General features: G+C 45.0%; 9 protein-coding genes and 1 pseudogene. 8 read left to right on the plus strand and 2 right to left on the minus strand.

The window, feature by feature from the left end; all coding sequences use genetic code 11:
• Position 1: 1 nt before the first annotated feature.
• The gene (locus tag NYE36_RS03900) at positions 2 to 1081 is read right to left on the minus strand and encodes a response regulator (protein WP_311379457.1); all 1080 of its coding nucleotides are present in this window, start codon (positions 1079 to 1081) and stop codon (positions 2 to 4) included.
• Between the two features lie 72 nt (positions 1082 to 1153).
• Positions 1154 to 3037, minus strand: a pseudogene (locus tag NYE36_RS03905) (sensor histidine kinase); the annotation flags it as partial.
• 234 nt (positions 3038 to 3271) lie between these two features.
• Between NYE36_RS03905 and NYE36_RS03910 the strand changes: the two are divergent.
• The 8 genes from NYE36_RS03910 to NYE36_RS03945 all read left to right on the plus strand — a co-directional run bounded on the left by NYE36_RS03910 (position 3272) and on the right by NYE36_RS03945 (position 17034).
• Positions 3272 to 4348 carry a response regulator gene (locus tag NYE36_RS03910; protein WP_062623271.1) on the plus strand — a complete coding sequence of 359 codons (1077 nt, stop codon included), beginning with the start codon at positions 3272 to 3274 and terminating at the stop codon, positions 4346 to 4348.
• Positions 4349 to 4528: 180 nt separating this feature from the next.
• Positions 4529 to 10438, plus strand: coding sequence for a SpaA isopeptide-forming pilin-related protein (locus tag NYE36_RS03915; protein WP_265451340.1), 5910 nt, complete (start codon positions 4529 to 4531; stop codon positions 10436 to 10438).
• Positions 10439 to 10545: 107 nt separating this feature from the next.
• Positions 10546 to 11199 carry a class A sortase gene (locus NYE36_RS03920; RefSeq protein WP_025284410.1) on the plus strand — a complete coding sequence of 218 codons (654 nt, stop codon included), beginning with the start codon at positions 10546 to 10548 and terminating at the stop codon, positions 11197 to 11199.
• Positions 11200 to 11440: 241 nt separating this feature from the next.
• Positions 11441 to 13045 carry a sensor histidine kinase gene (locus tag NYE36_RS03925; protein ID WP_039062765.1) on the plus strand — a complete coding sequence of 535 codons (1605 nt, stop codon included), beginning with the start codon at positions 11441 to 11443 and terminating at the stop codon, positions 13043 to 13045.
• Complete coding sequence (locus NYE36_RS03930; protein WP_061581205.1) at positions 13042 to 13722, plus strand: response regulator; 681 nt, start codon at positions 13042 to 13044, stop codon at positions 13720 to 13722. The genes NYE36_RS03925 and NYE36_RS03930 overlap by 4 nt, the downstream gene beginning before the upstream one ends.
• 12 nt (positions 13723 to 13734) lie before the next feature.
• Positions 13735 to 14697, plus strand: coding sequence for a tripartite tricarboxylate transporter substrate-binding protein (locus NYE36_RS03935; protein WP_094032627.1), 963 nt, complete (start codon positions 13735 to 13737; stop codon positions 14695 to 14697).
• 192 nt (positions 14698 to 14889) lie between these two features.
• The gene (locus NYE36_RS03940; RefSeq protein WP_062623274.1) at positions 14890 to 16188 is read left to right on the plus strand and encodes a citrate:proton symporter; all 1299 of its coding nucleotides are present in this window, start codon (positions 14890 to 14892) and stop codon (positions 16186 to 16188) included.
• Positions 16189 to 16239: 51 nt separating this feature from the next.
• On the plus strand, positions 16240 to 17034 hold the full coding sequence (locus NYE36_RS03945; RefSeq protein ID WP_007408486.1) for an MBL fold metallo-hydrolase: 795 nt from the start codon (positions 16240 to 16242) through the stop codon (positions 17032 to 17034).
• The last annotated feature ends 50 nt before the right edge of the window (positions 17035 to 17084 follow it).

The raw sequence follows: 17084 nt of genomic DNA on the forward strand, positions 1-17084 counted from the left end.
ATCAGTATCTTAATGAAGACGTTTTTAGTGAGTTCGAATCATCCGTTGTGCCGGGAGTGTGAATCATCATCGAAACAGCGGTGCCCTCATCCGGGGTGCTGGTGATCGTCAATTCACTTCCGCAAAAATGCTTCAGCCGCCGATTGATATTTTTCAGGCCGACACTGCGATTAACATCAGAAGACAAAATATCTTTCTGTATGTCCGGCATGATGCCGGTTCCATTATCCTCCACTTTGATAAAATACGTGTTTTCGCCTTGTTTTTTCGCTGTCAGCTTTATCCGTCCGCCGCCTCTTTTCTTACTGATCCCGTGATGAACGGCGTTTTCCACCAATGGCTGTATCATTAAAGGCGGAAGGGGGAAGTCAATGTCCTGTTCAATATCAAAAAGGATATCAAGCCGTTTGCCGAAGCGTGTTTTTTCTATAGAAAGATATGACGTAATGATAGAAAGTTCGTTTTTGAATGAGCTGATGTCCGAAGTGTTTTGAAAATCAAAACTCATCCTTAAATAGTTTGTAAATGCAGCAGTCGTTTCCCGTGCTTTTTCAATATCCAAATGGCTGAGCGCGATGATCGTATTTAATACATTGTATAGAAAATGAGGCTTAATCTGCGACTGAAGAAATGCCATTTCTAAATTTGTGGCTTGGTGAGCCGTATGCTTCATCAAAATTAAATTTTTAATACGCGCGGTGAATTCAGAGTAATGATAAGGCTTCTGTAAGATGTCGTTTGCTCCGGCATGAAACGCCTTGTATTTGTCATGGCTGATAATGGCTGCCGTAACGATAAGAACCGGCAGATCGACCATGCTGAATCTTTCGCGGATGATTGTGCAGACTTCAAAACCCGTCATGTCGGGCATCATCAAGTCTAATATGACCAAGTCAAGCTTCGAGGAAGAGACAGCTTGAAGCGCCTCTTTTCCGCTTTTTACTGCGATTACGTTATAAGGAACACCTTCCAGCATATCAGTTAAAATTTTCAAACTCTCGATGTTATCGTCGACGATCAGAATCGTCGGAGCATCGATTTTTTCTGAGTGATAAGGCGTGACCATCGAAATATCCGACATTCTCTGCCCGGGATGTGATTCAGGAAGTTCGGTCTTTGCTTCCGGTAAAGAATCAATTTGAGCGGCGGGTAACGTAAAATGAAAGGCTGATCCTTGCGCCGCCGCTGACTCCGCCCAGATGTCCCCGTTTTGGAGCTTGACGAGCTGTTTCACAATACTTAAACCTAAACCCGTTCCATCTTCTTCCGTCCCTCCCGCTTGCTGAAAAGAATCAAAAATGGTTTCAAGATCAGCCTCAGGAATGCCGCTGCCGGTATCGGCCACCGTGATTTGAATCATTTTGTCATTCAGGCTTTCAGCAGAAAGAATAATGTTCCCCTCGGATGTGTACTTGATTGCGTTTTCAACAAGATTGGTTAAGATTTGACGGAATCGGTTTTCATCTGCAAGCACCAAAGGGAGGCCGTCCGGCACATGATTAAGAATGGCAAGTTTTTTATGTTTGGATAAAAGCCGGTAGAAGTTCATCTCACTGCATATGACGGCATGCACATCGACGGGAACCGGACGAATCTGCAGCATACCCTGCTTCATTTTTTCCAAATCAAGAATATCATTTACGAGATCGGAAAGTCTGTAGCCCATACGGATGATCAGCTGCATATTTTCTTTCTCTTCCTCTATCGTCTTCTTTTTTCTGCCGGCTACAAGGGTTTGGCATATATTAATAATGCTGTTCAGCGGCGTCTTGAATTCGTGTGAAGTTTTGGCGATAAATTCATCTTTCAGTTGGTCGATTTTGACTAATTTCCGTGAGAGGACTTCATTGTCCCGGAAAGCTCCGGCGAATTGCTGCGCCATCAGAAGAACCACCGCCAATAAAGCGATGACTGTCGGCAATGAATAGAGCGAATTAAAAGAAAAAGCCGTTTTGCCGCTGTAAGCTGAAATGGTCGTAAGAATCACAAAAGCGCTCATCGAGACGGATGCGAGTGTAAGGTACGTGCTTCCTTTTATTTTTCTTATGGCGGCAATCGTAAAAATATATGTAATATAAAACAGAGTCGTAACGGCAAGCACAGAATGTAAAATGTATGAGAGATGGTCAATGAAACGTCCGGACATAAAATCAGTGATCAAGATAATCCCGGATAAAGCGGTTAAAAAGGTGATCGTCGTTTTTGAAACAATTTCTCTGTATGCATAAAAGAGATAAAGAAAAACCGCCATGCTGACAAGCACGGTTGAGATGATACGCAAGGAATTCAGCAATGAAAATGAAATAGACGGAAAGAGGAGAAAGATAATTCTTTCTTTCCCGATCATAAGAATAATGGCAGAAAAAAGCAGACACATCACGGAAAAGAACAATAAATGTTTATCCTTTGTCCGTTGCAGAAAAAAGCCGAGAAAATATAAACCGGTAATGAAAAAAGCCGTAATCATAATGGAATCATTGAAAAAGGAAATTTGATTCTCGCGTATAATTTGTTCTTGAGTCCCAAACGTTATCGGTTTTGCGATCCCCCAGCCGGGAACTTTTCCGAAATTCGAAAAATGCAGGACAAGTTCATTGTCACCCTTGTGAAGCCTGAAAAAGCTGCTGTACGGTTTGTTCTGCGCCTTAAAATCAGCTTTTTCTGTAGGATTGCCGCTCTGTCCGATTAATTTCCCATTAAGATAAAGGCGGTTTGAACTGTAGATATAAGATGTGCTGATCCCCAAAACCTGATTGTCTTCATTTGATCGGATTGTCAGTTTGTACGTCCCGTAATCCACGTCGGCCGTTTTTCCGAACAGCTTCACATTGACGGGGACATCAACGAGTACGGGGTTTTTTCCTTTTGCTGAATGAAGCGCCTGCGGTGACAGCATCTGATTTGGATATAGAATCCATTTCCCGTTCAGCTGGACATTTCCATCCTTTTGAAAATCCCACTTTTCCAGATTAATCACGCCCTGTTCCGCTTGAGGGAGGGATGATCCTGAAAAATGATTCAGGACCATAAAAATCATAAAGAAAGCAGCGTAGCCGCAAATAATCGAAATCGAAATGAATTTTTCTTTCACATCATTACTCCTTTATCCCATTCAGGGGCATTCTATTATCTTATGTAATGTATAAATATTGTAATCACAAACGTTATAATACAACAAGAGAAAGAAAAAGAATCCAACTATATAGGGCGTTGGACATGGTATAATTGAAATTATTTTCAGATATATCTATATTGACGGGTGGGATGCGGTTTGAAAGCGTTAATTGTGGATGATGAGGAATTGGCATTGCTTCATTTTAATCGTATGCTTGAGCGGACAAACGCCTTTCAATCTATTATAACGTTTCAAGATCCGGCGGAAGTTCTGGAGCATTCGGAGCTTTCAGCAGCTGATGCGGTGTTTCTTGACATTGAAATGCCCGGGATAAACGGTATTGAGCTTGCTGAATCGATTCAGGAGGTCAATGAAAATATCCAAGTTATTTTTATCACCGCTTATAATGAATTCGCGATCAAAGCGTTTGAATTAAATGCTGTCGATTATCTTTTAAAACCGGTTGACAATGCCCGGCTGCTGACAACTGTTGAGCGGATCCGAATGAATAAAAAACTCAGGACGGCAGAAGAGAATACCGGGACGGATTATGTTATACAATGTTTTGGGAACCTGGACTTTTATCAATCGGTAAATGGTGTCAAAACATACATAACAGTCAAGTGGAGAACATCCAAAGCCCGTGAACTGTATGCATTTTTACTTCTTAATCAAGGGCGCACGGTCAGTAAAGACATGCTGATGGAGATGTTTTGGCCTGCTTATGATGTATCAAAAGCAAGCACCCAGCTCTACTCGACAATATATCAGATACGGAAATTAATCGGTCAGCTGCCTTTCAGCCAATCAATAGAAAATACTGATATAGGATACATTCTCCGGCTTTCCGGGGTAAAGGTTGATACAGTTGAATGGGAAAAAACATTAAAAGAGGCTCCTCCGCTCAGCGCAGCTGCACTAACCCGGCACATGGACATTGTCATGTCATATGAAAACCATTATCTCATGGAGAATGGCTATCTGTGGGCGGAGCCGGAAAAAGCGCGTCTGGCCCATCTGTGGCTCAGCAAAGCGTACGAACTGATTGGTTTTCTCATCCAAGAGAAGAACGATCATCAAGCGATGGACGTTTGCCTGCAGGTTGAGAAAATAGAGCCCGGTGACGATAAAATTATACAATACAAACTGCAGTTATTTAATAAACTGGGAAAGGTAGAAGAGGCGATAAAGGAATACGAACGCTATAAACAATTAAAAGATAAAATCAATTGACGATTGAATGACCGGACCGGCTGATGCCGGTCTTTTTTTGTGCGCTATTTCTGAAATGATCCCATGTACAGAATTTGTATAGGCCGATTTCATACAATGTAGTTTGGTTCGGATAAGGAGAATCCCATACTTACCAGCTTGTTCGAACGTAAGTCTATATAAAAGGGGAGGAATAAGACATTGGGAGTGAGGAACTTTTCGTTCAGCCCGAAAAAAAGCAAAAGGCTGAGGGCGGCATTGATTTCATGCTTCACGCTGTTTTTCATCTTCAGCCAAGTTGTCAGCTTTACTCCGATCGCAGCCGCTTCCGGATCACAACAAAGCGAGAGCGGGTTCTTTGATTCAGTTGCAGTCAAAGACGGCAGACAGCAGACTGTTGACGGGTCAAAAGGGAGTGAGCCCGCTTTAGCACCGGGAGATAAAGTGACACTGACATACGAATGGTCACTAAAAAACAAGGAAGATGCAAGTGACCGGAATATCACCTTAAAGATTCCGGAAAGTTTTACATTAGATAACGATGCCGAAGGTGAGCTGACATCAGCTGATCGGGTGATCGGTATATATAAAGCTGAAGCAGACAGCAGCACGCTGGAAGTGAAAGTGAACGATGCTGAAGCAGATGCCGGGGATGCCAAAGGCTCCATTACACTGTCGGCGAAGTTTACTCCCGACATAACAGATGAGACGAAAATGGCAAAAGCTCTTTTTCAACTGGATGCCGGCAAGACCCAACAGGTGTTAATACCTGTGAAGAAAGACGGAACAACGGATTCCGAAACAGAAAAAAACACCTCTTCAACACCTGCTGAACCTCAGGAAAAGACAGAGAAAAAATCAGCACCTGCGGACGGCGGTGATAAAGCAGAACAGAAAACGAAATCAAAACCTTCTGCTAAACGCAGTCAATCAAAAATGGCGGTTTCAAGCAAATCTGCCGCTAAAAGCCTTCAATCAGGCGGAAGCCGGATTACGCAAAATATTTTAACTGATGTGAAATTGACGGATGAAAAAGGAAAACCATATGACAAAAACAACCCTGCGAATACGAACTCTCCGGCAAATATCACCATTCAATGGGCGATTCCGAATGAGCTGGGGAAAACAATAAACGACGGTGATCAATATGAATTTGATCTGCCTAAAGAATTTATCATGCATAATGACATTACGAACCAGCCATTGACCGACGGCGATAGTACGTACGGAACTTTTTCCATTAATACGAGCGGCCATGTCATCATGACGTTTAACGGCGAGGTAAAAGAAGATACTAACGTCAAGGGGTCATTGTATGTAAACACCCAATTCAATCAGAAAGAAATAAAAGGATCAACCACACAAAAGATTAAGTTTCCGGTTAACTCTGATACGCCGGACGTAACGGTTTATTTTAAACCGAATGTCAATAAAACCATTGAGAAATCAGGGTCATTGGATAAAGGTATTAATCCCGGAAAGGTAACGTGGACGGTTGATCTTAATAAAAAGGAAGAAGAAGTTAAACATGCGAAATTGACTGAAAGCCTTCCGGACGAATTGATTTTCCGCTCTGTGAAAGTGTATGAACTTGATGTGAATATTGACGGCTCGGTGAGTCAGGGAAATGAGATAACTTCAGGTTATACCGTTGGCGAAAACGGTAATGTCACCTTCGCCGGGACGATCGATACAGCCTACCGGCTCATATATGACACGGAAATTAAAGATGAGGCAAAGCCGGGTAAAGGCGGAAACATCACGCTGACAAACAAGGCGGCATTCAGCGGAGACAATGCGGAGCCGATTTCTGCGGAAGCTTCCGTAACAGCGGGTTACGGAAAAATGATAGAAAAATCTTCGACAGGTTATAAAGGAGAATCCCAAACGTTCAGCTGGGCTGTTATGTACAACTACGGTGAGAAAAAGATTGATCAATCCAAAGCCGGCATCAAGGATACGTTCGGATCAGACGATCTGCATCTTGTTCCCGGTTCATTGAAAATCCTTCCGATTACATTCAGCCAGAACGGCAGCGAACAAGAGGGCGCCCCATTAAAAGAGGGTGAGGATTATACGCTGACTGATAACGGGAACGGCTTTGAAATAAAATTCAAGCAAACTGTCACAGGAGCATATAAGATCATTTATCAATCTCAAGTCAACGATGGGGTCATTATTGACAGTCCTGTCAAATACACCAATACAGCAATGACAGATACAGGGGAATCAAAGGAAACTCCGGGAACCGCCATTCAGCAGAATCTGATTAAAAATTATTCAAATGCAGACTATGAGAAGAAGACGGTTGATTGGACAATCACAGTTAATAAAAACGGTTACACAATGAAAGACTGGACGCTGGATGATCAATTCACCAGCGGAGGCCTGGCGCTCATTGACGATTCATTTCACATGCAAGACACGACTGATAACAAAACGCTGAAAGAAGGAACAGACTATACATTAACAAAAAAACCCGGAAATCAAGGCTTTACAATAGCATTGATCGGGGATTATGCAGAAACAAACAGTCAGTTTAAGATCACGTATAAGACAAAATTCAACGCTGACTTTTCAAACGAACCCATTAAGAATACGGCTGAGTCGACATGGACGGATAAAAACGGCGGCAAACGCACAAATAAGGAATCGAGCGGCTTCACACCGAACAATCAGACGTCCCATAATGGATTCAAAAACGGCTCATACAACGCCGTTTCAAAAGAAATCACATGGAAAGTCGGCATCAATTACAATGGCGAACCTTCAAAAAATCCTTATATAAAAGATACGATCACAGATGGTCAGCAATTTTTGCATGGATCGGTTGCTGTTAAAACGTATACCATCAGCAAAAACGGCTCCATCACTGAAGGAGAGGCGCTGGATTCTTCAAAATATGAAATAGAGGAGCCGTCAGACGGCAACAAAAATACGTTAACCGTACATCTCAAAACAGATGACGCTGTACCATACCTGATTGAATTTAAAACGTCATTAAAAGGCCAGGTCATTAAACAGAGTCAATACACAAACAAAGCGGAGTACTTTAATAATGACCATGCAGACCGAACGCTGACGGGTTCAGTTTCCATCGCAAACGGAGGAAACCTGATTTCTAAAGGCGGCAAACAGAACGGAAACGATATCGATTGGAACATCAATGTCAATACCAGCCAATCGACACTGGATGACGTAAAAGTCAAAGACACACCGGATGAGAATCAAATAATAGATGAAGATTCTTTTAAAGTATATCAAGCAAAATATAATGAGAACGGCGTTATGAAAGACAGCAGCGGAAACCTTATTCCGGGTGATGTGCAGCTTGAAAAAGATAAGGACTATAAAGTAGATATGAAAACTGACAATGCCACCGGTGAACAATCATTTGTCCTTACCTTTACAGGCGGCTATAAACAAATCGATCGCGCGTATGTTATACAATATCGTTCTCTCATTAATATTTCCGGCAGCAGCGGTCAGGTCAGCAACAAAGTGTCGATATCAGGGACAAATGTTGAGGAGCAGACCCAAGAGAACAACAGCTCAGTGTTTGTCGCCATTTCAAGCGGCGGCGGCTCAGGATCAGGAGAGAAGGGAAGCCTGACGATATCTAAAACAGGATCGGACGGAACATCTCTTTCAGGAGCCGGCTTTCAATTATGGTCTAAAGACGGCAAGCAGCTGCTGCGTACGGGCACAACAGACGATGTCGGTAAACTTACGTTTGGGAATATCCGTTACGGAACCTATGTACTGAAAGAAATAAAAGCTCCGGACGGCTACACCATCAGCGATGCTTATGTAAACGGGGTCTCCGTTACGATTGACGGCAAATCCTCCGCTGCAGGAGCACTCTATAAAGTCATAAATCAAAAAAATAAGGTGACGCTTATCAAAAAAGACGAAAACAACAAGCCTTTGGCCGGTGCTGTATTTAAGCTTGAGAAAAAATCAAGCGACGGCACCTATACTCTGATAAAAAATAATATTGAAAGCGATAAAAATGGGAAAGTTGAGATCAACGGTTTGCCCGCCGGATACTATCGGCTGATGGAGACGAAAGCCCCATCAGGGTTTATCGTAAACACAAAAGCCATTCACTTCTCAATCGCAAAGAACGAAAAGAATCAAGTACCTGATGTTGAATTGGGATCAATGGTGAATTATCAAGGAAAAGCCGCATTAACGAAGAAAGATGCAGACGGCGGGAATCTTGAAGGTGCAGTTTTCAAAATCGTCGACAGTGATGGAAAAACGGTTCAGAAAGATCTGGTTTCAGATAAGGACGGAAAAATAGAAACATCCGGCCTTGCACCCGGTCATTACGCCTTCATCGAAACGAAAGCGCCTGACGGCTATGTGTTAAATACGGAGAAAATAGAGTTTACCATCTCAGAAACAGCGGAAGGAAAGCCGGAGTCAACTGACGCAGGAACGGCCATCAACTATAAAGGCTCTGTCCGGCTGACGAAGGAAGATGCGGAAGGCCGAAACCTTGAAGGTGCAGTTTTCAAAATCGTCGACAGTGATGGAAAAACGGTTCAGAAAGATCTGGTTTCAGATAAGGACGGAAAAGTAGAAACATCCGGCCTTGCACCCGGTCATTACGCCTTCATCGAAACGAAAGCGCCCAACGGTTATGTGTTAAATACGGAGAAAGTGGAGTTTACCATCTCAGAATCGGCGGAAGGAAAGCCGGAGTCAACTGACGCAGGAACGGCCGTCAACTATAAAGGCTCTGTCCGGCTGACGAAGGTAGATGCGGAAGGCAAGAAGCTTGAAGGTGCAGTCTTCAAAATCGTCGACAGTGATGGAAAAACGGTTAAAGAAGATCTGGTTTCAGATAAGGACGGAAAAGTAGAAACGTCCGGCCTTGCACCGGGTCATTACGCCTTCATCGAAACGAAAGCACCCGACGGTTATGTGTTAAATACGGAGAAAAAAGAGTTTGCCATCTCAGAAACAGCGGAAGGAAAGCCGGAGTCAACTGACGCAGGAACGGCCGTCAACTATAAAGGCTCTGTCCAGCTGATCAAGAAGGATCAAGACGGAAACGTTTTAGACGGTGCAGTATTTAAAATCATTGACAGTGATGGAAAAACCGTAAGAGACGATCTGATGACAAAAGAAGGCGGCAAAATTGACGCCGGCGGTTTGGCGCCCGGAAACTATCAATTTGTTGAAACAAAAGCGCCGGATGGTTATCTGCTGTCAACGACCCCTGTGCCGTTTACGATTAAGGCTGAGAACAGCGGAAAACCGAATCAGGCTGCCCTGACTGCAGTTAACATCAAGAACAGCGTTGTTCTCACAAAATTGGATCAAGGTGACAAACGGAAAGTCCTGCAAGGTGCGAAGTTTAACCTGACAGATGCAAACGGCAAAGTACTGACAGAGGGTCTGACGACAGATGAGCACGGACAAATTATTGTACGGGGACTGAAAGCGGGCGAATATCAATTTATCGAAACAAAAGCGCCTGAACTTTACAGTTTGGATCAAACGCCAATATCATTCAAGATCACAAATACCGACATAAAACCAGTCGAAATCAGTGCGGAGAATACACTGACGCCTGGTGATGTCACACTGACAAAAGTGGATCATGACGATAAAAATAAGGTGCTGGAAGGTGCTGAATTCAAGATCACGGATTCTGCCGGACATCCGGTAAACACCGGCGGCAGCAAAGAACGGCCGGCGGTATGGAAGACGGATCAAAAGGGCCGGTTTACGGTGAAAGGATTAGCGCCCGGGCAGTATCGATTTATCGAAACAAAAGCGCCTGACGGCTATCAGCTGAACGAAAAACCAATTGAATTCACAATTGAAAAAGGACAGTTAAAAGCCGTTGAGGTCGTCGTTTCTAATAAGAAATTAAAAAATCCCGCACCTGGGAAAGACACACCGAATCATCAAACGAATCAAGGCGGGCATCATCCTGATACCAATGGTAAAACCAATCACTCGGATACAGGCAAAAACCTGCCGAAAACCGGTGATACGGACGGTATGATGCCGGTCACGGCCGGTATTCTGCTGCTATTAGCCGGCGGAGCCGCGGCTGTTGTATCAAGAAAGAAGAAAGCAAGGAATAGATAGACGTTATCGCACCTGATCATGTAAGAATCGATCAGGTGCTTTTTTAAAAAGAGAATCATTTCTCACCAAATATTCACCGCATGACGTACAAGAAAGGAATTTTCTTCATGGTTAAAAAAATGATCATTGCCGTTCTTATTTTGTCCGGGCTGCTTCTCATTTCCTCTCCTCTCATGAAAGGCTGTTTGATCGCGTACCTCAGTAAAAGCCAAATTGAATCGGAATTGACCGCAGAACAAGCGCGGAAAAATAACATGAAAAAAGCGGACTATGATTTTGAATCCATTCATCCGCCCGGTTTCAGGGAAACAGTCCAGTCAAGTTTTAATCGCAAACCAAAACCGATAATCGGACGGATAACCATCAGCAGCATCGATTTAGACCTTCCGATTTTAAAAGGCACAACCAATGAAAACCTGCTGATCGGCGCGGCAACTATGCGTCCGGATCAGAAAATGGGCGAGGGAAACTACCCGTTGGCAGGCCACCATCTGAAGCAGGAGAACCTATTGTTCGGCCCTCTTTTACACATAAAAAAAGGCGCGCAAATCGTGATGACCGACTTTAGAAAAGACTATATTTATTCTGTAACATCAAAAACCATGATTTCAGAAATAGAAGCAAACGCAATTCAGGAGACAAAAGATAAAGAGATTACATTAATCACATGCGACAAAGCGGTAAGAACCGAAGGACGCCTGGCCGTCAAAGGAAAATTGATTGATATTTCCGGTCATTCAAATGTATCTCGGCCATCATAGAGAAACACTTTTTCAACTGAATATACGTCCGCTGTTAAACATCCCGAGACTGGCTTCTGTCAGTCTTTTTTTGCGCAGCGATTATAAAAAGTTCATCCTTCTTATCTCTCTTGAGGGAAATTATACCAGACTGCACTTTTTGAAAGAAATGACAAGAGAAAAAGATCACGAAAATTCTCAAAAATGAGAAACAAAGATTTAAAAAGTGGTATGATTTTAGGAGGAAAGGACGGCTGGTGCTGTGTTGGAAGCGAAGCGGTTTTATGTCTCTCTGCAAATGAAAATCGCCGGATTAATTGCGGCTTTATTAATACTTGTCATCGGAACGCTCACAGTTATATTTGCCTTTCAGCAATTAAAGGAAGGCCAGAAGCAGGCTGAACAGCTGGCGGTGCAAACGGCAAAAACCATTTCATACATGCCTCCTGTAAAAGAGGCGTTCCGGCTTGCGGATCAAGAGGCTTTTACAAAGTTAGATGTCATTGAACAAATGAAAGAACAGGCAGGCGCGCACGCCGTCTACATCACTGATCAAAAAGGGCATGTTGCATTTCATTCGGCCCGAAGCAGTATTCCGAAAGAAAATCAAAATCTGCAAAATAAAACCGTCATGTTCGGCGGGTCACCGGTTTCCGACGGAATGAAGGCTGTCCGGGGGAGCGCCCCGGTTATTTTGGAGGAAAAAAATCATAACGAAGTCGTCGGAACGGTGACAGTCGAGTTTTTACAAGATGAGATAGAAAAAGATATGAAAGCGCATCTGCGGCATTTAGGCTATTTTGCATGTTTGGTGTTTCTTATCGGCATCGGGGGAGCGGCGGCGCTCGCAAAAAGCATCCGTAAAGATACACTCGGCCTTGAACCGCATGAAATTGCAGCGCTGTACAGGGAGCGCAATGCGATGCTCCTTGCGATTAAAGAAGGGATTATCGCCGTAAACAAAGAAGGCGCGGTAACCATGATGAATTTATCTGCGGCTGATATGCTGAATCTTCCGGAACCGATGATCGGAAGGCATATAAAAGAAATCATGCCGGGCGCAAATCTCATGCCGGTGTTGGCAGGGGGAGAATTACCGCCGAACGTGGAGGTGCGTGCCGGAGATAAAGTATTTATCTTAAACGTGAAAGAAATGAAGCAGACCGGACAAGTATACGGAGCGGTGATCAGCTTCCGGGAGAAAACAGAGCTCAAGAAACTGATTAACAAGCTGACTGAAATGAAAAAATACTCAGAGGATCTTCGGGCGCAAACGCATGAATTCTCGAATAAGCTTTACGCGATCCTCGGTCTGTTAGAGCTGGGAGAATATAATGAAGCCATTGAACTGATAAAAGAAGAGTACGCCATCCAGAATGAACAGCATGAAATCCTCTTTCAAAACATTCATTCACAGCGGGTTCAGGCCATACTATTAGGAAAAATGGGAAAGGCGTCTGAGAAGAAAGTGAAGCTTTCAATAGATGAAAACAGCTTTTTAGAATCGCTGCCGGAGCATGTGGGTTCATCCCAGCTCATTACGATCATCGGAAATCTTATTGATAACGCTTTCGAAGCCGTCGCCGAAAAAGAGAAAAAAGAGGTCGCCTTTTTTATGACCGATATCGGCAGGGATATCGTCATCGAAGTGGCGGACTCAGGAGACGGCGTGCCTCAGGAAAAAACAGAAACCATATTTGAAAAGGGCTACTCTTCAAAGGGGACGAGGAGAGGATACGGCTTAGCCAATCTGAAAGAAGCCGTCAGTGAATTGCAGGGATCGATAGAGATTTCGCAGCAAAAGAGCGGCGGTGCCGTATTTACGGTGTTTATACCGAAAGAAACGCCAAAGGGGGAATCGGTGTGATTAACATCGCGATTGCAGAGGACGACTTTCGAATAGCGCAAATTCACGAAAAATTTATCGAACCTCTTGATGGATTCAATGTCATCGGCAAAGCAATCAATGCCAAAGACACCATATCGCTGCTTGAGAAACGGCAGCCTGATCTGCTGCTTTTGGATATTTATATGCCGGATGAGCTGGGAACAGATCTGCTTCCCCTTATCCGCGGCCGTTTTCCTTCTGTTGATATCATCATTATTACGGCTTCTGCCGAAACAAGACTGCTGCAGGAAGCGCTCAGATCAGGCGTTTCCCACTATGTCATAAAGCCGGTGTCGGCACATAAATTTACAGAAGTGCTTTTGCAGTACCGTGAAAAAAGAGAATGGCTGCGCTCACAGCCGGAGCTGAGCCAGTCCGTTATCGACATGTTTTTCGGAAGCGGTCAGAAAGAACAAAAACAGCTCAATGATCTGCCGACCGGGATTAATTCGATTACACTTCAAAAAATCAAAAACGCGCTCAGGGCAGCCCAAAAAGGGATGACGGCCGAAGAACTGGGCGAAAAAATGGGCGCCTCCAGAACAACGGCGCGGCGCTACGCCGAGTTTCTCGTTTCTCAGGAAGAAGCGCTCGCTGAATTAGAGTACGGCATTATCGGCAGGCCGGAACGGAAATATTATTTAGCACATGAATAAGGGATGGGAGAAATGAAGCGGTTGGGAGTGCTTCTTGTCATGCTGGCGGCGCTGGTTTCTTTTGACGGACGGCAGATGACGGGCATCCGTTCAGCCGAAGGGCCGGTTGAAATTGTCGTCCCGGCAGCGCCTCAAGGGGGCTGGGACGTAACGGCAAAAGCTTTGCAATCGGTAATAGAGCGGAAGCAAATATTAGGCCGGCCCGTAAAGATCGTCTATAAACCCGGCGGAGGCGGAGACAGCGGCTGGAAATATGTAAACGAACGAAAAACGGATGTCATCAGTATGAATTCAAGCCTGCTGTTAAGCAATGAAATTTTGGGACAAAGCCGGCTGAAGGCAGCTGATTTTACGCCTTTGGCCATTATCGCAAAAGAGTGGCAGACCGTCGCTCTTCCGAAGGATTCAAAGATAAAAAGCGGAAAGCGGCTGCTCGGCGATATTAAAGCACATCCGGGCGGCATAAAAATCGGATTTGCGCCCGGCCTCGGAAATGATGACCAGCTCTCCTTTGCGAGAGCGGCGGAAATGGCCGGAATTTCTCCGTTTGATATCCGCTTTTTTCAATACGGGAGCAGCAATGAAGTCATTGAAGCTCTTATCAGCCACGAGATAGACGCCGCCTCAATGACCATTTCAGAAGCGAGAGACGCCTATCGGAAAGGGAAAATCACATTGGCGGCCGTTACGTCGGACAAAAGGCTCTCCGGCTACAGCGATGTGCCGACATGGAAAGAGCAGGGGGTGCCGTTTGTCTTTGCGCACTGGAGAGGCATCATGGGGCCGAAAGACATGACCGAAGGCGAGATCGCCTATTGGGATCAGGCTTTGAAACAGATTACCTCATCCGCGGAGTGGAAGCAAATGTTGAAAAAACGGGATTGGGAGAGCTTTTATAAAAACAGCAGCGGCGCAAAACGCTTTTTAGAAGAGCAGACCGAGTTTTATAAAGAGATGATGAGCAGCGAAAAATAAGCCTTCCGCATATTTGCGGGAGGCTTTTGATTTATAAATGAACAAAATGAACAAAAAGGTTATAAAAAATTAAAAATCTTTAAAATCCAAAATATTTACTTCAATATCCAATTCTCATAAGATAGCAAAAAGGCGGATAAAGGGGATCGGGCCTTTAAAATGTAAGCGTATTCATAATAAGGGGGACATACTGTGTTAGCAATCTTAGGCTTTCTTATGATGCTTGTTTTTATGGTGCTGATTATGACAAAACGGCTTTCAGTGTTAACGGCGCTCGTATTAACGCCGATCGTGTTTGCGCTGTTTGCCGGGTTTTCTTTTAACCGGGTCGGCGAGATGATGATTTCCGGGATTGAACAGGTGGCGCCGATTGCAGTCATGATTATGTTTGCGATTCTTTATTTCGGCATTATGATTGATACCGGTTTATTTGATCCGATGGTGTCGCGTATTTTAAAGCTGGTTAAAGGCGACCCGCTCAAAATTGTAGTCGGAACAGCCGTTTTGACCATGCTTGTCGCACTGGACGGAGACGGCTCGACGACGTATATGATTACGACAAGCGCAATGCTGCCTTTGTATATCATGCTCGGAATCCGTCCGATTATTTTAGCGGGAATCGCCGGTGTCGGCATGGGTATCATGAACACGATACCATGGGGCGGCGCGACGCCGCGTGCGGCGAGTGCGCTCGGCGTTGACCCGGCAGAGCTGACGGGGCCGATGCTGCCTGTCATTGCCAGCGGAATGGTGTGTATGATTGTGGTCGCTTATGTACTCGGAAGGGTGGAAAGGAAACGGCTCGGGGTGATCGAATTAAAGCAGCCGTCCCATACAAATGAAACGGCTGCGGCTGCGGAAGATGAATGGAGGCGGCCGAAACTGTGGTGGTTCAATTTACTGTTAACGCTTTCTTTAGTGGGATTTTTAGTGTCAGGAAAAGTGAATTTAACCGTGCTGTTCATCATTGCGTTTTGTATCGCGCTGATTGTCAACTATCCGAAGCTTAACGATCAAAGGGAGCGTATTTCAGCCCATTCGAGCAATGTGCTTGCGATCGGTTCGATGATTTTTGCCGCAGGCGTGTTTACCGGAATTTTAACGGGGACGAAGATGGTTGATGAGATGGCCATTTCCCTCGTATCGCTTATTCCGGAACAGATGGGGGGATTTATTCCGGCGATTGTTGCCTTAACGAGCGGTATTTTTACATTTCTGATGCCCAATGACGCCTATTTTTACGGCGTGCTGCCCATTTTATCCGAGACCGCCGTGGCGTACGGTGTAGATAAGGTGGAAATCGCCCGCGCTTCGATCATCGGCCAGCCGATTCATATGTTAAGCCCGCTCGTGCCGTCGACGCATTTATTAGTCGGGCTTGCCGGGGTCACCATTGATGAACACCAGAAATTTGCCATGAAATGGGCGGTTCTTGCCGTTATCGTCATGACGGCCTTTGCGCTCATCATCGGCGCGATCACGATTTTTTAACATAAAACACCCGGTTCGTCGCACACTAAAGGCATCAGAGGAGGTGCCATGATGAGTGATCCGTTTATGCCGCTTTTTTCAGTGAGAAGCGGAGCCGGTTTTAAAGCGGCGGACGGCGTTTACGGACTGACCGTGCAGATTGCGAATGTTTACTTTATCGAAAATCCCTCAGCTCCGCGGGAAATCATTCTGGTTGATGCGGGAATGCCTCAATCGGCGGAGATGATAACAGAAGAAATGAAACGCCGATTCAAAGAGGGGTATCAGCTGAAGGCGGTCATTTTGACACACGGTCATTTTGATCATGTCGGTGCGATTGAAGAGCTGCTTGAACTTTGGGATGTGCCGGTTTACATTCATGAAAAGGAGCTCCCGTACGTCACGGGGAAAGCGGATTATCCGCCTGCCAGGCCCGATGCGAAAAAAGGGCTTGTCGCAAAGCTGTCACCGCTGTTTCCGCGCCATACGATCCGCATTCCGTCCGTTCAGGCACTGCCTTCAGACGGTACCGTTCCGTTTCTTGAAGAATGGAAATGGGTGCATACGCCCGGCCACACACCCGGCCATATTTCATTATTCCGGGATAAAGACCGCGTTCTGCTTGCCGGTGATGCCGTGATCACTGTTGAACAGGAATCGCTTGCGGACGTTGTCATTCAAAAGCAAGAGCTTCACGGGCCGCCCGCTTATTTTACAGCGGATACGCAGACGGCGGCCGCATCCGTTCAGAAACTGGCCGAACTGGAGCCGGAAGCGCTTTTGACGGGTCACGGAATTCCGATGACGGGAAAAAACTACCGTGAGGATTTGCTTACACTGGCTGAAAAACTGCATTCCGTTTTGTAAAACACCTGCGAACATCACAGGTGTTTTTTCTTTGCAGTTTCCAGTATGAT

It is taken from the genome of Bacillus sp. FSL R5-0593 (assembly GCF_038603755.1).
In the GTDB taxonomy this organism is placed as follows: domain Bacteria; phylum Bacillota; class Bacilli; order Bacillales; family Bacillaceae; genus Bacillus; species Bacillus velezensis.